Raw genomic sequence first — 17745 nt, 5'->3', positions numbered from 1 at the left:
AGATCCCGCACACCGTGCACGCCGACCGGGGCACCTCGATGACCTCCCAGCCGGTATCGGCGCTGCTCGGCCAACCTCGGCGTCACCCGCACCCATTCCCGGCCCCGAATATCGGATGACAACCCGTTCTCCGAGGCACAGTTCAAGACGTTGAAATACCTGCACGATTTCCCCGGATCATTCCCGAATCTATCGGCCGCGCGGGCGTACTGCGACGGGTTCTTCGCCGAGTACAACCACGTCCACCGCCACTCCGGGATCGGCTGGCACACCCCAGCCTCGGTCCACTTCGCGACCACCGGCCCGATCGACGCCGCCCGCCAGCAGACCCTCGACACCGCCCGAGCCGCCCACCCCGAACGCTTCGCCCGACGACCCCGCCCACCCCAGATCCCCGGCCACAGCTGGATCAACCAACCAACCGCAGAACTACAGAAGACTTAACCCCAAATGTCTCATTTGACTTGACAGATACCGGGGTCACCCGCCGAACAGGGCTCGTGCGTTCCCGCCCTTGACGGCCGCTCGCCGTATCCCGCCCATCACCTCGCAAGAGATGCCGTCCAGGTGCCTACCACTGAGCACAAAGGAGCTGACCGCCTGTGATTCCCCCGTGGCTCAATTCCGATGGCGACGATGATCGGGATCGCCGGCCCGTGGCGAAGGCCTCCGGCGTCGATCCGGCCGAGGACCTTGACGGTGACGAGGCAGGCGAATGGGTCCACGATGCCGACGTCTTCGCTGAAGGACGGGCGATGTCAGCCTGGCCGTCGGACGACGGGCTCGCTTCGCTGGTGGCCGAAGCCCTCCAGCGCGATCCGTGCGTCCATGGCCGCCATCTGGAGATCCTGGTGCAGAACAGGGTGGCCATTCTGATCGGCGAGCTGGGCTCTGCCGAATCCAGGGCCGCGGCGGGTCGCCGGGCCTGGACGGTCCCAGGCGTCCGGGACGTCTGTAACCTGCTGAAGGTCACCGACACCGCTGCGGGGAACTGGTAGACGCCCGCCGTCCAGTTCATCGGTTGCCGGACGAGATTGGTCCGATGTCTCAATGGCGATCTGTGCTGGCCGCGGCGTTCGTTCACCGCCATGGGCAGTGGTGGTGGTGCGTTCGGTGTGGCTTGGCCAGCCATTCGTTGCCGCACTGGTAGCGAGGGCTGTGCTGGCGATGTTTCCGCCTGGAACCGGGTCGGTATCGATCGGTCCAGGCGGAGCTTCTGAACTGTTCGGGCTGGTTTCCCGGCTGTCGTTCGCGGTGCTGCTGGCCACTGCTTGACTCGAGGTACGGGTGCCCGGCGCTGGCCGGGCGGGGCACATCCGGGTGCGTCGACGTTTGTCTGCCAGGCCACCTGGCGGAAGGTTCTCCGGCGGCGCGTGATGGCCAGCTGACCGACCTGCGGAGGCCATAGCATTAGCGGGTTCAGACTCTGGAGCGCCGGAGCCGAATCACCATGATCGTGCCGACGCCGATGGCGGCGAACAGCATCGCCCAGACGACGGCCGGGTTGACCGGCGTCGAGCTGCCTGCGTTGGCCTTGGCGAGGGCCAGCTGTGAGGTGTCCTGAGCGGCGGGGATCGCGGCCGGCGGAAGTTCGGTGTATCGGACCAGTCCGGTGCTTTCCAGCATCTGCATGTGGTGCATGACGAAGACGTTCGCGTCGTCGGCGAGCTTGCGGACGACGGGGTTGCGGGTGGAAGCGCGGACCGCGCCGATCACCGGGAAGATCTTGCCGTGGGCCTCGCGGAGGCGGGTCACGAATATCTGGTCGAAGCGGTCACCGTTGGCGTTCTCCATTTCTTTGAGCCAGCCCTGCTGGTCGGCGTTCGGCGTGGACGGCAGGGCCGCGCCGAGCTTGTTGGCGGCGTCGACGGCGAGCTGGTCCAGTTCCACGTGCTGCTCGGCGATCATTGTGCCGACCTGTCGTACCTTGGGGTTCTTGCCCTTCTCGGCGGCCATCTGCCCGGCGGGTATCTCCCACAGGCCGGCCAGGCGAACCCCGTTGAACAAGGTCATGTCGGCGGCGTTGAGCTGGGTCGGTGTCACGGGCGCGGCGAGCGCACTGGCCGGAGCCCCGGCGAGGCCCACCAGGGCCCCGACCACCAGTGCGGCCGTACGGCGCGCGACAGTCGCACGGATCGTCTCCACGCATCGGACGTTCATGGGGATCTCCTCGGGCGAGACGGCGATACTCCGTGCCGGAGCACCGATGGCACCACAAGGTACGGCCGCCCGGCCCTCGTCGACCGGGGCGACGTCGATGCGTCACCGTTCGGTAAGAACTCACCGACGACCTCGATCCAGCCCGCCTCCACCGACAAGCAGGTAGGCGTGGTGAATCTCGCGGCAGCGAGTTCTTACCTACTCCTTACGCATCGAAACAAACCCATCCACGGCCACGCGGACCCCGTACCTGTGACCGGCGGCACCGCCGGAGCCGCCACAGGCACTAAAGGTTGTGAGGAGTGAGCGTGCGAAACACACCAGCCCGAAGTGGGCGAATGCAAACACGTACCGCAAGGATCGCCATGGCCGTGGCGGTCGTGGCCGCGTCCGGGGTTCTGACCGCCACGTTCGTGTCCAGCGGCGGCAAGGGCACCGCGGAGGCGGCCACCGAACTGGACCAGTTCGTGCCCATCGAGCAGGTTCAGCCCAACGTGCAGAACCCCGCGCCCGGCGCGCAGGCCTCCAAGGGCTCGTTCGTCGTGGACTGTGGGACCAACGGCAACGGCAAGTTCAGCCCGGACAACCCTGTCGCGCAGCCGGGCATCAAGAACGGCGCCGAGCACCTGCACGACTTCATCGGCAACCTCGCCATCACCACGAACTCCTCCAACGCCGACCTGGACGCCTCCGGTACCACCTGCAAGAACGGCGACAAGTCCTCCTACTTCTGGCCGGTCGTCCGCATCGATAAGACCGTCCGCTCCGGCAACGACACCGCACGCGCCCTGGCCGCGACGACCCCGATGGTGACCTGCCCCAACGTCCGTGACCGGCTGCCGGCCGTGCCCGCGCGGGCCAAGCGTGCCGTCGATACCCGGCTGGCCGCGCTCGACCGCGCAGTCGCCGCCGCCAACAAGACGATGGCCACCAGCAAGGGCCGCATCGACGCCCGCCTCAACGCCTCCGTGCTGGCCGACCTGCGCGCCCAGCGCACCAAACTGATCAAGGGCATCAGCGACAGGATCGCCGCCGCCGGCGGTGGCCGCACCTCCGGCATGGTCTCGCTGGTGGAATGCGACACCAACTACGACGGCATGCACGCCGCCATGCGCCACTCCACGGCCAGCGTGAAGGCCGGTCTGGCTGCCTCCTCGCAGATCCAGTGCCCGACCGTGCGTGACAAACTCCCGGGCGTGCCCGGGCAGGCTCTCAATGAGGTCAACCGCAACCTCGCCGAGCTCGACCGGCAGCTCTCCGAGGCCAACGAACGCCTGGTCACCACCCGCGGTCAGGGCGGGAAGAACTTCGTCGACAACGCCATCCTCGGCCCGCTGAAGGCCAAGCGCACCGCCGTGCTCGACCGCATCGGCATCGCCATCTCCCGTAGCGCCGCCCGCCCCCAAGGCCTCGAGGCGCTCGCCGGCTGCACCGTGACCGGCCAGCCCCAGACCCAGAACGGCCAGAACAACCAGGGCAACCAGAACGGCCAGAACGGTGGGGCGGCCGCGCCCAGCGCCCCCGCGCCCAGCGCTCCCGCCGCTCTGCCGGACCCGCAAGGCCCGAACCTGGAACTGCCGAACAACACCGGTGGCATCGTCCGGCCCGCCAAGGTGCTGATCGAGTACCGCGGTAACGCCACCAGCAAGGTTGTTCCCATGCCGAAGTTCCTGCGGGCGCTGACCGGTGACGCCAAGCCGATCAGCCGCGGCCCGGCCAACGCCCGTGCCACCTGGACCTGTTCCGGCTTCACCGACCGCCTCGCCGACAAGTACCCGATCTGCCCCGCCGGCCAGCAGGTCCAGCGCGTCCAGGACTTCCCCGGCTGCTGGGACGGCAAGAACATCGACAGCACCAACCACCGCGACCACCTGGCCTTCGCCGACACCAACACCGGCGCCTGCAAGCAGGGCTTCGTCGCCATCCCGCAGCTGCGCATCACCATCTCCTACGACATCCCCCGCGACGTACAGACCAAGGGACAGTTCGCGCTGGACTCCTTCCCCGAGGAAGACCACAACCCGTTCTCCGACCACAACGACTTCATCAACGTCAACTCCGCCCAGACCATGCAGAAGATCGCCACCTGCATCAACAAGGGCAAGAACTGCGACTGACCGAAACCACCCCAGCCTCCGGCAACCGCCCTGCCACCAAGGCTTCCTGAGTCTTGGTGGCAGGCCGGCCACTGACCGGCCTTCACCCGCCATCGTCAGGGCGGCCATCGCCACCGGGCGGCGCCATTCGCTGCGACTACCGCGAAGGCGGTCGAACACCATGCACATCGGGGTCCTACTTCCTGCCACCGCGATCGCGGTCAAACCGGGTGTCGTTACCGCCGCCCCAGCCACGCTAGTCTCGGCACGCGGGCGACCGGCAAACCCGGGTGGCCCTCCCTGGGCAGCGATCAACCCTGCCGGGGAACTCGAGCGAGCACGACGCCACCGGACGGCGCGACGCACACCACAGCCAGCCACGATCACCAAGACGTGGAGCCGTCGACGTGCGGCGGTCTCGACCCGGCCCCCTCCGCCAGAACTCGACCAAGGCACAAGACGACCGGTAGAGACTCACAACGCCGATCGCGGCCGTCTCGCCCTCACGACCCGGGAATCCGACCTCCTCGCGTTCCTGCCGCGCCACCCCGCCCGCGCCTGGTCGCGCGCCGAACTGCTCGACAAGATCTGGGGCCTCGCAGCTCGGCGACCAGTCGACGGTCACCGTCCCTGTCCGGGTGGCGGGAGCAGATCCAGGCCGACCCGACCGCGCCCGGCGAACCCTCACCGTGCGGGGTCGGCTACTGCTACGAACGGATGACCGGCAATGACTGACCTGATCCTGATCGGCCTCTACGCCCTCGCCGCCGGGACCGTGGTCGGCGTCGGCGGCGCGATCGCCCTGCGGGTACTCCGGAACCACTCGATCTTCCTGAATGTCGCCCTGCTGCTGACGATCACCGTCGCCTCGGTCGCCGCCGGGGTCGCCGCCGTGGCCCACGCCATGTTCCTGTCCGCGCACGACCTGCAAGTCGTGCTGCTCACCGTGGCCGCGTCGGCGGCGGTCAGCCTCACGGTGGGCGCGATCTTCGGTCGCCGGCTCGCCGCCGCCTCCGTCTGGGCCGCTCAGGCACGCGAACGCGAACGACAGCTGGAGGCCGATCGGCGCGACCTGGTGGCCTGGGTCTCCCACGACCTGCGTACCCCGCTCGCAGGGCTGCGGGCGATGGCCGAGGCCTTGGAAGACAACGTGGTCGGCGATCGGCGGACCGTGGCGGACTATCACCGGCGGATCCGGATCGAGGCGGATCGGATGGCCCACCTGGTCGACGACCTGTTCGAGCTGTCCCGCATCACCGCCGGCGCACTGCGGATAGCCCTGTCGACCGTGCCGCTGCGCGAGGTCGTCTCGGACGCCATCGCCACCACCGCGCCGCTGGCCGCACGCCGCGGCATCCGGATCCTGGCCCGCGAAGCCGGCTGGCCGGTGGTGGTCGGCGGCGAGCCCGAACTGAGCCGCGTGGTAGCGAACCTACTGGTCAACTCCGTGCGCTACACGCCCCCGGACGGCACAGTGACGGTCGATGCCGGCGCCGAACACGGCGAGGTCTGGCTGGCGGTCTCGGACACCTGCGGCGGCATTCCGGAGGTAGATCTACCCAAGGTCTTCGACGTGGCATTCCGCGGCGAACGCGCCCGGACACCATGGCCCCATGATGACGGCCCAGGCGGGGCAGCCTCAGGCGGCGGCCTCGGCCTGGCCATCGTCCGAGGCCTCGTCGAAGCCCACGGCGGCCACGTGGGGGTGCGCAACACCCGCAACGGCTGCCGGTTCGAGGTACGGATTCCCGCGGGCGGCTCTGTCGCACTGCGTCATGGGTGAATGCGCCGCGCTTGACTCCTATGTGGTCGGTCACCATGATTGGATGAGCGGGTCATCCCTGCTGACACCGGCGTCGGTTACGATCCCAACTCGGTCGTCGAGGACCGGAATGGTGTCCAGGCCGGCGGCAGGTCGACCGGCAGATGAACCAGTCCCAGGTCGAGCTGACCGAGGTGCAGCAGCCGGATCTGGTCGGCGGTTTCGTGTTCGGCGACCCGTACCTGCAACGCCGGATAGCGGCGCCGTCGGCGCTGATATTGACGATCTCGCGGCATTTCATGCGCTGGACGATCACGTCTGCGAGCGCGTCGCAAGGACGCACATCGCCGAGGTGGTCGACCCCGAGGGCGGAAGAAGTCCAGCGACGTGGACCATGACGGTGAGAGACGCCGGCGAGTGATCTGGTCGCACTCGTTGGCACTCGCGGTGGGACGGCATGGGCCAGTCGGTGGCCTCGCTCTTGCTCGTCACCGGTGTCGCCTTCACCGTGCTTGCCGCTGAGGGGAAGACCCCGAACGATACCCGTCGAGTAGTCGGACGCGATATCACGCCGCCGTCGAGGCCGGCTCCGCCGGCATGGGCTCGGCCGCGGGCAGCTTCCGCAGAGCGTTCGAGCACGAGTCGCGCCGTGGATTCCGCAGCCTGCTTCGCCTGTTCGGGTAGCACGGTGTGGCGTAGGTATCGGCGGTGTAGGCGTAGCTGGTGCGGCCGAGCATGTCCTGCACCGTCTTCAAATCGACGTGCGCGGTCAGGGCGATGGTGGCCGCGCCGTACCGCAGGTCGCGCTGCGGTACCGGAGGCGGCCCGGACGCGGTGACCAGGGCGGTGAAGTGGTGGGTGAGCCAGTCCGGGGCGGATCGGCCGACCGTCGGGTCGGGTGAACACCAGCCCGGCCGGCATCGTATGCCAAGGTCGTGGACCCAGTCGCTGGCGGCGGTGGTGCAGGCGCAGGACCGCGATGGTGGTCTGGTCGAGGGAGAAGGTGCATTGCCCGGCGGCGGTCTTCGGCTCGTCCAGGTACGGCCGGCCGTGGGCGACGTCGCCGCCGCCTTGCTTGATCGAGGTGAGATCGCGCTGCTGAGATGTAGCGACCGCTCTACAGTGACCAGTGTGGCGTCGAGGGGCGGTTGGTCATGATCTGGGGGCGCTGGACGGGCGAGGACCGTAGGCACAGGCCAGCGCCCTATGCGGGGACCTGGTTGTGTTCCGCCGCAGCTGCCGTATCTGTACGCGGACGCCCGAACCGGTGCGTCCGCGTACAGATGTCTTGCGGCACGATGTCGTCCAAGGCCCCGACCGCTGTAGGGGGTGGGATATGGCCGCAGGCCTCGGCCGACGCCGCTTCGACCAGGATTGCCGTCACATATGGCATAGCCGACGCGGTCGTATGACGATTCCATGACAGCACACCCGCCTCGTGTCGGCTGCGAGGAGCCGAGACGATTCGCCCAGCCACGATGTCGTCGGGCTGTCATGCACCTGCGCAGGACCCGCCAGGCCGGCATCTCGCGATGGAGGAGCAGCTCGAGCACGGCAACGAGGAGGCTGATCCAACGTCGCGTTCCCGAGTCAACCGAGCCGACGGACCATGGACCATGATGATGTGACCGATACCGGACGACGGGTCGTTCTCCAACCCCTGAAAGTCGGACCTCCGCAACGGAAGATCCCGATGTGCGATTGACCTACGAGGACGCGGACCGGCTCCTCGTCGAGTCGACTCCGGTGCCAGAAGGCGATCAGCGCGCTTCTTCATCCACAGTGACCAACCAGTCCGTACGTGGCGACGCGGATGCATGACACCCTGATGACGCGACTGGTTGACGCGTGGATCGCGATGGGCGTTGTCACTGAACCGCTATATGGCCGGGAACCGTTGCCACCTTGATCGCCGCCATCGAGCACCTGCGGGGCTGATGTTGTTCAGGCAGGTCGGGGGGGTCTCCGGACGGCCGGCGCTGTCCTGCTGGTACACGTCGGGGATGTCGTCGCGGTCGATGTCAGCGTTCTCGGCGTCGTAGATGCGCCGATAGGTGCGGTTGCGCAGCCGCAGGATGACCGTTGCCAGCAGGGCCGCGGCCAGGGAACCGGTCAGCACGGCGACCTTGACGTGGTCGTCACGGTCGCTGCCGATGCCGAAGGCCAGCTCCCCGATGAGCAGCGACACGGTGAAGCCGATGCCGGCGAGCACAGCGAGTCCGAACACATCGATCCAACCGAAGCTGGTGTCGAGCCGGGCCCGGGTGAACCGGGTGACCAGCCAGGTCGCGCCGGTGATCCCGATCGGCTTGCCCACCACCAGCCCGACCACGATGCCCACCGCCACCGGATCGGTGAGCGCGGACGCGAGTCCGCTGAACCCGCCGATCGCCACGCCGGCCGACATCAGCGCGAAGATCGGCACGGCGACGCCCGCGGAGAGGGGCCGGAACCGGTGCTCGAAGTGCTCGGCCAGGCCGGGACCGGCGTCCGGGCCGCCCGCTGCCCGGCTGCGCAGCACCGGTACGGCGAAGCCCAGCAGGACCCCGGCGACGGTGGCGTGCACCCCGGAGGCGTGCATCAGCGTCCACGTGGCGAAGGCCAGCGGCAGCAGCAGCCACCACGAACGCACCCGCCGCTGCACCAGCACGGTGAACGCGGCCAGCGGCACCAACGCGGCCAGCAGCGGCAGCACCGACAGGCTCGCGGTGTAGAACACGGCGATGATGACGATCGCGAGCAGGTCGTCGACCACAGCGAGGGTGAGCAGGAACGTGCGCATCGCGTGTGGCAGGCACCGGCCGATCACGGCGAGCACGGCCAGGGCGAACGCGATGTCGGTGGCGGTCGGGATCGCCCAGCCCTTGCCCTGACCGGAGGTGAGGTTGAACAGGGCGTACAGGACGGCGGGCACCAGCACACCGCCCACGGCGGCGGCGATCGGCACGGCCGCCCGGCGGGGATCACGCAGGTCTCCGGCGACGAACTCGCGTTTGAGCTCCAGCCCGGCGACGAAGAAGAAGATCGCCAGCAAACCGTCGGCGGCCCAGGTCGCCACCGACAGGTCCAGGTGCAGCGCCTCGGGGCCGAAGGTGAAGCCGCGCAGCGCCTCGTAGCTGTCTGCCCAGGGCGAGTTCGCCCAGATCAGCGCCGCGACGGCACCGGCAAGCAGGAGCATCCCGCCGATGGTCTCCTTACGCAGGATGTCGGCGATGCGGCGGGCCTCGAGCCAGGACCCCCGGCCGAGCAGATGCGGGGCGTGGCCGGGTGGCTGCGTCATGAGCGCTCCTGTTTCCGGGGTCGGGTCGGACGTTGCCGACCAGACTTCCCGGCGCACCTGCGGCAAACCCTACCGTCGGAACGCCCTACGCGGCCGCGGATGCAGCAGAACGTGACGGGAGCAACGTCCAACTGCCACCCGTAAGAGCGACTCAGGCACACCCCTGCCGAGCCGGTTATCGCAGGACCAACTGCGCCCATTCCACCGCGGTGGACCAGCTCCGGCCGATCCCGCTGCCGCCGGACAAGGAGCGTCCGCTCCAGGTCACGGACATCGGCAGTGCGCCCGCGCGGAGACCTGTACACCGACCGAGCCGGTCAGCGACCCGGACAGCCGGCTCAGGCCCCGGGAGCCGACGACGAGCAGGCTTCCGCCGGCCGACGCGTCGATCAGCACCTCGGCGGCGCCGCCCGGCGCGACGCAGCCGGACACCTCGACGTTCGGGGCGAACAGGCGAGCCTCCGCGGTGGCCAGTGCCACCACGCGTTTGCGGGGGCGGGCCCGGCGGCGGTGCGGGGTGGCGGTGATGCTCACCGGCGGCAGGACGGCTGTCGCGCTGACCGACTCGGTGACCGCGTGGACCAGGCGCAGCCGGGCGCCGATCACACGGGCGTGGCTCGCGGCCCAGCGTCCGGCGGTGATCGTGCCGTCGGAGCCGTCGATGCCGACGACGACTGTGGCGGGTGTGTTCGCGCGGCCGGTGTGGCGCGTCCGCGGCTGGATGTCAGGCATGGCGACTCCCATCGGTGTCGGTCCGCGCGTGCCAGAGGGCGGTCGCTCGTATCCGTGCACCGTCCCCGCGCTTCCCGGCGCCGTGACCTCTCCCGTTGTACCGGGGTCAGTCTTCCCGCCGGTAGACATAGGCCGATCGAACCTCATGGCGGACGGCGTAGGAGAGGACGAGCGTGCCGACGATCACGGCCAGGACGACTCCCGCTGATGATCCCTGGACGGCGGCAAGGATGATGCCTGCCGTCATCAGGACGAGGACAGCGATCATCGAGATGAGTGTTCGCAGCATACGAGCGTTCATCGGTCATCCCTTTCCGTCCGGCACCGTCCGGCGCGGGCCGCCTCGCTAGCCACAATGACCGGCTGATACGTAGGTGATGCCGCGAACCCATGACACCTCGGTGACGCGTCGGCCGATGCAGGAGGCAGTCGTCCGTCACCGGACTGTCACAGATCCGTGGAGCCGGCTCCACATCGCGGGCGCAGGCTGGCCATCTTCAGCGTGGGACAACGTGGGGAGGCTCAGATGGTCGTGATGCCACCGCCGGCAACCTCAGCGCCCGGCATATCGGTGGTCGAGGTCGTCATCGGTGGGGAACTCGATGCCGATGCGGTACCGGACGTCCGCTCGGCGATGCGGGGCGTGCTCGCCGTGCAACCGCGTTCGATCGTCATCGACCTCGCCGGGTGCACGTTCATCGATGCTGCGGGGGTCGCGCTGCTGCTCGAGGTGCACCGGTGCGCCTGGCTGTTCGATGGCCGCGTCGTGCTGCGTTCTCCGGTTCCCCAGGTGCGGAATGTCCTGCGGATCGCCCGCGTCGAGCACATCTTGCGGCTGGAGCGGCTTCCGCCGCGGCAGACCACGACCACGACTCAGCCCTGCCGATCGGCGGCATTAGGGCGAACGAACACGAGGTCGACCGGAGCGACGGCCCCGGAGCCGGCCGGGAACGGTGGCGGCTGTCCGTGGTGCGGTGTGCTGACGGCAGCGGCAGCCGTGCTCGTGGTGTTTTGGACGACGTCCGGGGTCGTGTCGGTGTTGCTGGTCATCGTGGTGCTGACCGTCCTTGTGGAGAGCCACCTGAGCCGTCGGTCCCGGTCGGCGTCGCGGCGGCGGTGAGCCGCTCTGCCCCGGTAAGTGGTGGTCGCACCGGGCGTCGCCGGTGCCTGGTGTCATGCGGGAGCCGTCAGCGCCGTGTAGTCGGCTGCGGTCAGGCCGCCGGTGGACAGCGAACCGTCGGCGCGGGGGACGCCGAGAGCCCGGCCGTCGCGCTGGAAGGTGACCGTGGTGACGTCGGCACGCGCGGTCAGGGTACAGACGATCTGGCCGAAGGCCAGCACATCGTCGATACGCCCGGACTGATCGCTGTCGTCGCCGACCTCGATCGTCGCCTCGCCATCGGTCAGGCCGACCTTGGCGACGGTGATGTTGCCGGCGAGGGTGCTCGACAGTCCCGCACGGCGTTCCGCCTCGGTGGGTCCGGTGAGCAGATGCTCCATCTGCTGCTGGATGGTCGGCGCGGCGCGGATCCGGCGGATCACCGCGACGAGCCTGTCGGTACGGACGAAGTAGAGCGGCTCGGCGGCGGTACCTGCCTGCGGGCTGCTGGGCGTCGGCGTGGCGGGCACCGGGCGCGGGCCCGGGGGAGGATCGAAGTCGCGCGGCTGCGACTCGGTCCGTACCCCGCAGCCACTGACGGCCAGGATGCCGATCGTCACCAGATGCAGCATTCGCCGGCTCATGGTGTGCATCCCTTCAGCTCGATCCGGAAACGCGCACCGCTACCTGGGCGGTCGAGGACATCGGCGTGGCCGCCGTGCGCGGCGGCGTGCTGCGCCACCAGCGCGAGCCCCAGCCCGGTGCCGTCACCCGCGGCGCGGGAGTTCGCCGTGCGTCCACGGACGAATCGATCGAAGACGGTGCCGCGGTCCTCGGGGTTGACACCGGGTCCGTCGTCGTCGACCTCCAGGAAACAGGAGCCGCTGTCCGTGCGACCGGCTCGCAGGGCGATCGCTCCGCCGCCGTATTTCTCGGCGTTGTCGAGCAGGTTTGCCAGCAGCTGCTCGATGCGGCGGCGATCCACCAGCCACATTCCCGGTGTGCCCGCCTGAAGCTCGACGATGCTCTCGTCGACGTGCCGGGACCGGCAGGTGAGCCGGGCCAGGTCGGCGATGTCCACCAGGCTGCGCTGCGCCGGTTGGTCGCTGCGCGCGAGTTCCAGCAGATCGTTGACCAGAGCCTGGAACCGGGTGATCTCGTCGGCGATCAGACCGACGGCGGTGGCGGTGCGTTCGTCGAGGTGTTCCCGGCGGCGGGTGACGACGCTGACCGCGGCCGACAGGGTCTGCAGCGGCGAACGCAGCTCGTGGCTCACGTCGGCGGCGAACCGGCGGTCGCGATGCATGCGGGCCGAGAGTTGGTCCACCATGTCGTTGAACGACGTGGTGAGGCGGGCCAGGTCGGGTTCGGCGGCGGGGTCGAGGCGGGCGTTGAAGTCACCGGCGGCGATGTCGTGGGCGGCTTCCGTGACGCCGGTCAGCGGGCGCAGGACGTAACGGGTGGCGTACCAGCCCAGAGCAGCGCCCGCGACGGCGGTCATGATCGCGACGGCGGTCAGCACCAGCGCCAGTAGGCGGAGGTTGTCGTTCAGCTCGCGCAGTGGAGTCGATCTCGTAGAACGCGGTGGAACTCGACAGGGGCACCGCCACCACCAGTGCCGGGATCCCGCCGGCTCGGACCCGCTGCACCGCCGGCCGGCCCTGCTCGACCCATTGCTGCAGCTCTTGGGGGATGGCTGCGGTGACGCCCTCGTCGGCGCCACGGCCGTACCAGGTGCCGTCGATGCGTAGCAGCGCATCCCGCTCAGTGCCGGTGTCCAGCGACCGTAGCGCCTCCACGCCGGCCTGCTGCCCACCGGCGAGCCCGGCGCTGACGACGGCCGCGTTGACGTACGCCGCCCGGATCGCGTTCTTCTCCCGCTCCTCGACCAGCGACGTGCTGACCAACTGGTACGAGACCGAGGCCATGACCGCCGACAGGAGCAGCGCGCCGACGGCGAACCCGGTGGTGACCCGGGCCCGGAGGCCGACGGACCTCATCGCAGCAGCTTGTAGCCGAGCCCGCGGACGGTGACCAGGTGGCGGGGATCGCCGGAGTCCTTTTCGATCTTGTTGCGGAGCCGCCCGACGTGGACGTCGACGAGGCGCTCGTCACCGGTCTCGTACTCCCAGACGCGCTGCAACAGCTGCTGGCGCGACAGCACCCGGCCGGGGTGCTCGGCGAGCTCGCAGAGCAGGCGGAACTCGGTGCGGGTGACCGACACCTGCTGTCCGCGTACGGTGACCTCGCCGGCCTCCGGGCGGATGATCAGGTCTCCGAAGACCAGACCGGGTATCTCGGTGGTCACCGCGGCCTGGGCCCGGCGGCGTAGCGCGCGGAGCCGGGCGGACAGTTCCTTGACCGCGACCGGCTTGACCAGGTAGTCGTCGGCGCCGGCTTCCAGGGCGGCGACGATGTCGTGGGTGTCGTCGCGGGCACTGACCACGATGATCGGCACGTCGTCGTCGCGGCGTAGCTGCCGGATGCACTCGAAGCCGTCGATTCCCGGGAGCATCAGGTCGACCAGCACCGTGTCAGCTGGCTCACGTCGCTGCCGCTGCAGTCCCTCCTCGGCGGTCGCCGCGCCGGACACGGTGTATCCCTCGTCCTCCAGGGCGAGCACCAGGGACAGGCGGATCCGATCGTCGTCCTCGATCACCAGTACGGCTGTCATGGCTTCATCATCCCCGCCTCCGGGACAGCGCGCCGCCGCTACCGGTGCCGCCTCACCGTTTGTCATGCGACTGTCACAGGTCCGCACGGCTTCCGCCAACCTCCGGCACCAGCCTGGGGACGGTAAGGACTCCACCTGGCGCACCTCCATCCGACATCGGTTGCGAACCGAACGGAGAAGACCATGATGATGTGGCCGTTCCCGGATGACGGGTCGTTCTCCGGTGGCCGGCGCCGGTTTCCCGCGACGGACGATCCCGATGTCCGGCTCACCTATGAGGTGGCGGACGCGCTGCTGAGCGACGCCCGTACCCGGCACCAGCGGATCACTGTGGAGGTGCAGAACCGCGTGGTCCTGCTCAGCGGCACCGTCGACAGTCGGTCCTCGCAGCAGGCGGCCGGCGACACCGCACGTGGTGTCGCGGGCGTTGCCGACATCTGCAATACGCTGCGTGTGACCAAGGATGACGACCCCGAACCGCTTGCCCCGGGCACCGGCGAGTTCCGAAAAATCGTTGCCGAGCTGGAGGCTCAGGACTGGCCGGGGGGCGGACGGCTCGGGAAGCCGCAAGGATCGGTGCTCATGTGGTCGACTCTGGCCGGCGGCACGTGGGTCTTCCTGACGCTGTTGATGGTCACATCCCGGTGGACCGGTGCCGCCCTCACCTGCCTGGCTGTCGGACTGGTCCTCACCGTGGTGAACTGGCGCCGGAGGCGCCTGACTGACTCAGTATCGGCACCGAAGCGGTGACCTTGCCAGCGCAGCCCCGACGTCGGCAGTCCGGCTGGCCGACTCACCCGCGATGTCCGGCTTCACGGGTGTGCCGTCGAACGAACGCTGTTGCACGCCGGCGCGGCTCCTCGATGTGATCAGGAACTTCGCCGCCGGGCCGGTTCTGGGCCCGGTCGCCGTCGCCGCCACCGTGCGCGCCAAACGCCACGACAAGTACTACCGCTATCTGAGCGAGAACCTGCTGGACCTCGGGTACGCGGCACGAGCGCTCGATGTGCCGGGCGCCTGGCAATTCCATATCGAACTCGCGGACGGGCGCCGGCCCTCGGCTCGCGAGCCCGAACTGACCCTCAGGCCGGCGCACAGTGAACCCGGATCCGGCTGGTTCCCTGTTGGTCGATGAGCTCGTGGGCGCTGTTGCGTTGCGAGAACCGTAGTCGCGCTGAAGGTCGCCCCGGTCGGGGTCAGATTGCGCGGGCGAGTTCGTTGAACGCCGCGGCGATCCGCAACGCCGGGCGAATATCGACTGCGAGTTCGTAGTGGCTGCGCCGCAGGTTCTGGACGAAGGCGTGCCCGGCGATCACCACTTGGGCGGTCCGATCGGTCCGGAGCCCGCGCATCGGTCTCAGCCGCCGCTTGAGCTGACCGTGATCTGCCTCGATCGGGTTGTTGGCGTACTGCTCGACGTGGTGCCATGCCGCCGGCAGCAGATCGTCGAGCACGGCCGGGTAGACCGGTGCGGCATCGGTGATCACCTCACGGGGATGCACCTTCAGGCTGCGCAATACCCGGGTAAAGAACCGGCAGGCCGCACCGGCGTCTCGGCGACCGGTGAGCATCACGTCGATGACCTGACCGTGCTGGTCAATGGCCCGGTAGACGTAGCGCCAGACGCCGTTGACCTTGACACAGGTCTCGTCGACGAACCAGCGGTCGCCCGGCGAATGCGGGCGAACCGTGCGGCGTCGGCCAGCAGCGGGGTGAACCGCTGCACCCACCGGTACACCGTTACGTGGTCGACCTCGACGCCACGTTCGGCCAGTAGTTCCTCGACGTCACGGTAGGACAAGCCATAGCGCAGGTACCAACGTATCGCGACCATGATCACGTCGACCGGGAACCGGAAGCCGGCGAACGCCGACCGCGGAGGTGACCAAGTCGGAGACCGTGCTGCACCCGTCACCGCTCAAGCCTGCCTTGATCCTCCGATCCGCCAACGCAACAGAGCCCCTTGACGACCTTCGAGGTACCCCCCATCCGGATGTCGAGAGGTTCGTGCCAGGCTCCGGTGACCCAGGCATCTCGGCTGTGTCCAACCCCGTCCAACGCTGTCCAGTTTCGGCGGTCCGACCGCCGGATTCCGGCGACCATCTCCACGCTGTTCATAGACGGCTCGATGGGGCGCGATCTTGCCAAGGAATCAGAAGGGATCTTGGATGCTCAAGAAGATGCGGCGAGGGCTGGCCGCGGGGATGCTTGCAGTGGTGGTTACCCTTCCCGGCGGTGCGCAGCCGGCGCAAGCCGTCGTCGACCCGGCGACGGTGATCGCCGTGGCGCAGCAGGCGTATGCGCTGTGGAAGGAATTCAAGGGCGGCGACAAGTCCCTTGAGCAGGCCACCCAACAGATCATCGCCTCGATCGAATCGGCCAAGACCGCGATCCTTTCCCGCGTCGACCTGTTGGCGGCGGCCGAGGCCCGGGCGTGTGCCCGGCATGCGGTGGTCGAGCTTGCCGACATCGGCCAGTTCGACGCGGCGACCATGCGAAGTTGGGCGCAGGACGTCACGGGGTGTGTGACGTTGATCGACAGCCTGGCTGCCACAGTGACCGACCAGTCCGCGATCGACCAGTTGGGCTTCGCGGTCAACTCGATCGGCCCGATCGCGCTCGTGGCGCGCGCCCGCGCCGGCTTCAGCACGCAGGCGCTGACCGCGGTGCTGGTCGGCGCGAACAACACCGTCGCCACGAAGATCGACCCACCGTGCGTACAGCAACAGATCGCGCAGCATTCCGGCCTCAGGATTACGATCAGGAAGACCTGCACGGCGGGCAATGGCGACTCGGCGTTCCAAGACGTCACCGGCCACATTCTTAACGCTCCCAATTTCGTGTTCGACACTCCCAGGCTCAAGACGGAGGCAAGCCGCAACACCAGCAAGCCGTTGGCGATCAGCGTGGTGCCACTGCTCAGCGCAGCCTGACCATCGCAGAGTCCTGCGGGCCGACGATGTGCCTTCGGCCCGCAGGGCGTCATCGGCGAGTCGGTTGGGCCAGGCACTCATCCGGCGCCCGTCCCGCTGAGCCGACAATCCGGCCTCAAAGCGATCATGAGACGCGAACGTCCGCGTGGACAACGGACAGAGGATGAACCCGCTACATAACGCCAGCGAGAACCCGAGCGTCTGCGCAGTGCGGACATAGAGCAGCCAAGCCACTGTCTCGGGCGGAAAGTCGCGATAGCCGTTGGTCAGCCGTCGACCTGTGACGAGGCCGACCTTCTCGAAGAACCGAATGGGTGCACATCGCCGCGGACGGCACCTGGCTGGCCACCACCGGCACCACCGGCTACTCGGGTGGTGATCCGGTGGTGCGGATCTGGGACCCCACGACCGGCATTCAACTCCACCAGCTCGGCACCGGCCACCCACGCGGAGTCGAGCGGACGCACATCGCTGCGGACAGCAGTTATCTCGTAGCGATCGGACCCACCTCCGTCGTCTTCTGGCTGGCTCTGTTGCGTTGGCGGATCGGAGGATCAAGGCAGGCTTGAGCGGTGACGGGTGCAGCACGGTCTCCGACTTGGTCACCTCCGCGGTCGGCGTTCGCCGGCTTCCGGTTCCCGGTCGACGTGATCATGGTCGCGATACGTTGGTACCTGCGCTATGGCTTGTCCTATCGTGACGTCGAGGAACTACTGGCCGAACGTGGCGTCGAGGTCGACCACGTAACGGTGTACCGGTGGGTGCAGCGGTTCACCCCGCTGCTGGCCGACGCCGCACGGTTCGCCCGCATTCGCCGGGCGACCGCTGGTTCGTCGACGAGACCTGTGTCAAGGTCAACGGCGTCTGGCGCTACGTCTACCGGGCCATTGACCAGCACGGTCAGGTCATCGACGTGATGCTCACCGGTCGCCGAGACGCCGGTGCGGCCTGCCGGTTCTTTACCCGGGTATTGCGCAGCCTGAAGGTGCATCCCCGTGAGGTGATCACC

General features: G+C 68.6%; 17 protein-coding genes and 5 pseudogenes. 11 read left to right on the top strand and 11 right to left on the bottom strand.

Features of this window, described 5'->3' with window-relative positions; all coding sequences use genetic code 11:
• Both DMB66_RS53730 and DMB66_RS53725 read left to right on the top strand, forming a co-directional pair.
• Positions 1-444: pseudogene (locus DMB66_RS53730) on the top strand (integrase core domain-containing protein); the annotation flags it as partial.
• Between the two features lie 158 nt (positions 445-602).
• On the top strand, positions 603-998 hold the full coding sequence (locus DMB66_RS53725; RefSeq protein ID WP_125811783.1) for a BON domain-containing protein: 396 nt from the start codon (positions 603-605) through the stop codon (positions 996-998).
• Between the two features lie 421 nt (positions 999-1419).
• Here the strand turns inward: DMB66_RS53725 and DMB66_RS53720 are convergent, their stop codons facing one another.
• The gene (locus tag DMB66_RS53720; RefSeq protein WP_125811782.1) at positions 1420-2160 is read right to left on the bottom strand and encodes a DUF4142 domain-containing protein; all 741 of its coding nucleotides are present in this window, start codon (positions 2158-2160) and stop codon (positions 1420-1422) included.
• 365 nt (positions 2161-2525) lie between these two features.
• Here DMB66_RS53720 and DMB66_RS53715 point away from each other — a divergent pair, with 365 nt between their 5' ends.
• The 3 genes from DMB66_RS53715 (at position 2526) to DMB66_RS53705 (ending at position 6039) form a co-directional block, all read left to right on the top strand.
• Positions 2526-4277 carry a DUF1996 domain-containing protein gene (locus tag DMB66_RS53715; RefSeq protein WP_233625494.1) on the top strand — a complete coding sequence of 584 codons (1752 nt, stop codon included), beginning with the start codon at positions 2526-2528 and terminating at the stop codon, positions 4275-4277.
• Positions 4278-4437: 160 nt separating this feature from the next.
• Positions 4438-4977 (top strand): winged helix-turn-helix domain-containing protein, encoded by a 540-nt coding sequence (locus DMB66_RS66345; RefSeq protein WP_125811780.1) that lies wholly within the window; start codon positions 4438-4440, stop codon positions 4975-4977.
• A gap of 6 nt (positions 4978-4983) precedes the next feature.
• Positions 4984-6039 carry a sensor histidine kinase KdpD gene (locus tag DMB66_RS53705; RefSeq protein ID WP_125811779.1) on the top strand — a complete coding sequence of 352 codons (1056 nt, stop codon included), beginning with the start codon at positions 4984-4986 and terminating at the stop codon, positions 6037-6039.
• 77 nt (positions 6040-6116) lie between these two features.
• On the opposite strand, the gene DMB66_RS53700 is transcribed toward DMB66_RS53705, so the two are convergent.
• The 5 genes from DMB66_RS53700 to DMB66_RS53685 form a co-directional block, all read right to left on the bottom strand.
• A complete protein-coding gene (locus tag DMB66_RS53700; RefSeq protein ID WP_125811778.1) occupies positions 6117-6314 on the bottom strand; it encodes a LysR substrate-binding domain-containing protein in 198 nt (65 codons plus the stop codon).
• A gap of 270 nt (positions 6315-6584) precedes the next feature.
• Positions 6585-6755 carry a hypothetical protein gene (locus DMB66_RS61930; protein ID WP_158647661.1) on the bottom strand — a complete coding sequence of 57 codons (171 nt, stop codon included), beginning with the start codon at positions 6753-6755 and terminating at the stop codon, positions 6585-6587.
• A gap of 1142 nt (positions 6756-7897) precedes the next feature.
• Positions 7898-9298 carry a Na+/H+ antiporter NhaA gene (gene nhaA, locus DMB66_RS53695; RefSeq protein WP_125811777.1) on the bottom strand — a complete coding sequence of 467 codons (1401 nt, stop codon included), beginning with the start codon at positions 9296-9298 and terminating at the stop codon, positions 7898-7900.
• Positions 9299-9562: 264 nt separating this feature from the next.
• Positions 9563-10030 (bottom strand): universal stress protein, encoded by a 468-nt coding sequence (locus DMB66_RS53690; RefSeq protein WP_158647660.1) that lies wholly within the window; start codon positions 10028-10030, stop codon positions 9563-9565.
• Between the two features lie 106 nt (positions 10031-10136).
• Positions 10137-10331, bottom strand: a complete 195-nt coding sequence (locus tag DMB66_RS53685) for a hypothetical protein (protein ID WP_125811775.1) — start codon at positions 10329-10331, stop codon at positions 10137-10139.
• A 225-nt stretch (positions 10332-10556) separates the two neighbouring features.
• On the opposite strand from DMB66_RS53685, the gene DMB66_RS66340 reads away from it, so the two are divergent.
• Complete coding sequence (locus DMB66_RS66340; RefSeq protein WP_125811774.1) at positions 10557-11150, top strand: STAS domain-containing protein; 594 nt, start codon at positions 10557-10559, stop codon at positions 11148-11150.
• A 53-nt stretch (positions 11151-11203) separates the two neighbouring features.
• On the opposite strand, the gene DMB66_RS53675 is transcribed toward DMB66_RS66340, so the two are convergent.
• The 3 genes and pseudogenes from DMB66_RS53675 to DMB66_RS53665 all read right to left on the bottom strand — a co-directional run bounded on the left by DMB66_RS53675 (position 11204) and on the right by DMB66_RS53665 (position 13803).
• A complete protein-coding gene (locus tag DMB66_RS53675) occupies positions 11204-11773 on the bottom strand; it encodes a GerMN domain-containing protein (protein ID WP_125811773.1) in 570 nt (189 codons plus the stop codon).
• Positions 11770-13129: pseudogene (locus DMB66_RS53670) on the bottom strand (sensor histidine kinase). Before DMB66_RS53670 ends, DMB66_RS53675 begins: the two are co-directional and overlap by 4 nt.
• Positions 13126-13803: a response regulator transcription factor gene (locus DMB66_RS53665; RefSeq protein WP_125811772.1), complete on the bottom strand. Its 678-nt coding sequence runs from the start codon at positions 13801-13803 to the stop codon at positions 13126-13128. Before DMB66_RS53665 ends, DMB66_RS53670 begins: the two are co-directional and overlap by 4 nt.
• A gap of 183 nt (positions 13804-13986) precedes the next feature.
• Here DMB66_RS53665 and DMB66_RS53660 point away from each other — a divergent pair, with 183 nt between their 5' ends.
• Both DMB66_RS53660 and DMB66_RS53655 read left to right on the top strand, forming a co-directional pair.
• On the top strand, positions 13987-14553 hold the full coding sequence (locus DMB66_RS53660) for a BON domain-containing protein (protein ID WP_125811771.1): 567 nt from the start codon (positions 13987-13989) through the stop codon (positions 14551-14553).
• A 52-nt stretch (positions 14554-14605) separates the two neighbouring features.
• Entirely contained in the window at positions 14606-14938 is a 333-nt protein-coding gene (locus DMB66_RS53655) for a hypothetical protein (protein ID WP_125811770.1), read from the top strand.
• Between the two features lie 61 nt (positions 14939-14999).
• Here the strand turns inward: DMB66_RS53655 and DMB66_RS53650 are convergent.
• Positions 15000-15637: pseudogene (locus DMB66_RS53650) on the bottom strand (IS6 family transposase).
• Positions 15638-15971: 334 nt separating this feature from the next.
• On the opposite strand from DMB66_RS53650, the gene DMB66_RS64915 reads away from it, so the two are divergent.
• A complete protein-coding gene (locus DMB66_RS64915) occupies positions 15972-16736 on the top strand; it encodes a hypothetical protein (protein WP_125811769.1) in 765 nt (254 codons plus the stop codon).
• A 192-nt stretch (positions 16737-16928) separates the two neighbouring features.
• Here the strand turns inward: DMB66_RS64915 and DMB66_RS65460 are convergent.
• Positions 16929-17048: pseudogene (locus tag DMB66_RS65460) on the bottom strand (MerR family transcriptional regulator); the annotation flags it as partial.
• A 2-nt stretch (positions 17049-17050) separates the two neighbouring features.
• Between DMB66_RS65460 and DMB66_RS53635 the strand changes: the two are divergent.
• Positions 17051-17305 carry a hypothetical protein gene (locus DMB66_RS53635; protein WP_125811768.1) on the top strand — a complete coding sequence of 85 codons (255 nt, stop codon included), beginning with the start codon at positions 17051-17053 and terminating at the stop codon, positions 17303-17305.
• Between the two features lie 84 nt (positions 17306-17389).
• Positions 17390-17745: pseudogene (locus tag DMB66_RS53630) on the top strand (IS6 family transposase); the annotation flags it as partial.

This window comes from Actinoplanes sp. ATCC 53533 (assembly GCF_003947245.1).
This window is presented reverse-complemented; position numbering and strand designations above follow the sequence as displayed.

Excerpts from the sequence above, each read along its gene's own strand:
- DMB66_RS53665 (WP_125811772.1), bottom strand. The coding sequence starts at position 13,803 with ATGACAGCCGTACTGGTGATCGAGGACGACGATCGGATCCGCCTGTCC.
- DMB66_RS53700 (WP_125811778.1), bottom strand. The coding sequence starts at position 6,314 with ATGCCGCGAGATCGTCAATATCAGCGCCGACGGCGCCGCTATCCGGCG.
- DMB66_RS53685 (WP_125811775.1), bottom strand. The coding sequence starts at position 10,331 with ATGAACGCTCGTATGCTGCGAACACTCATCTCGATGATCGCTGTCCTC.
- DMB66_RS53660 (WP_125811771.1), top strand. The coding sequence starts at position 13,987 with ATGATGATGTGGCCGTTCCCGGATGACGGGTCGTTCTCCGGTGGCCGG.
- DMB66_RS53655 (WP_125811770.1), top strand. The coding sequence starts at position 14,606 with ATGTCCGGCTTCACGGGTGTGCCGTCGAACGAACGCTGTTGCACGCCG.
- DMB66_RS53705 (WP_125811779.1), top strand. The coding sequence starts at position 4,984 with ATGACTGACCTGATCCTGATCGGCCTCTACGCCCTCGCCGCCGGGACC.
- DMB66_RS53720 (WP_125811782.1), bottom strand. The coding sequence starts at position 2,160 with ATGAACGTCCGATGCGTGGAGACGATCCGTGCGACTGTCGCGCGCCGT.
- DMB66_RS53715 (WP_233625494.1), top strand. The coding sequence starts at position 2,526 with ATGGCCGTGGCGGTCGTGGCCGCGTCCGGGGTTCTGACCGCCACGTTC.
- DMB66_RS53690 (WP_158647660.1), bottom strand. The coding sequence starts at position 10,030 with ATGCCTGACATCCAGCCGCGGACGCGCCACACCGGCCGCGCGAACACA.
- nhaA (WP_125811777.1), bottom strand. The coding sequence starts at position 9,298 with ATGACGCAGCCACCCGGCCACGCCCCGCATCTGCTCGGCCGGGGGTCC.
- DMB66_RS61930 (WP_158647661.1), bottom strand. The coding sequence starts at position 6,755 with ATGCTCGGCCGCACCAGCTACGCCTACACCGCCGATACCTACGCCACA.
- DMB66_RS64915 (WP_125811769.1), top strand. The coding sequence starts at position 15,972 with ATGCTCAAGAAGATGCGGCGAGGGCTGGCCGCGGGGATGCTTGCAGTG.
- DMB66_RS66345 (WP_125811780.1), top strand. The coding sequence starts at position 4,438 with ATGCACATCGGGGTCCTACTTCCTGCCACCGCGATCGCGGTCAAACCG.
- DMB66_RS53675 (WP_125811773.1), bottom strand. The coding sequence starts at position 11,773 with ATGAGCCGGCGAATGCTGCATCTGGTGACGATCGGCATCCTGGCCGTC.
- DMB66_RS66340 (WP_125811774.1), top strand. The coding sequence starts at position 10,557 with ATGGTCGTGATGCCACCGCCGGCAACCTCAGCGCCCGGCATATCGGTG.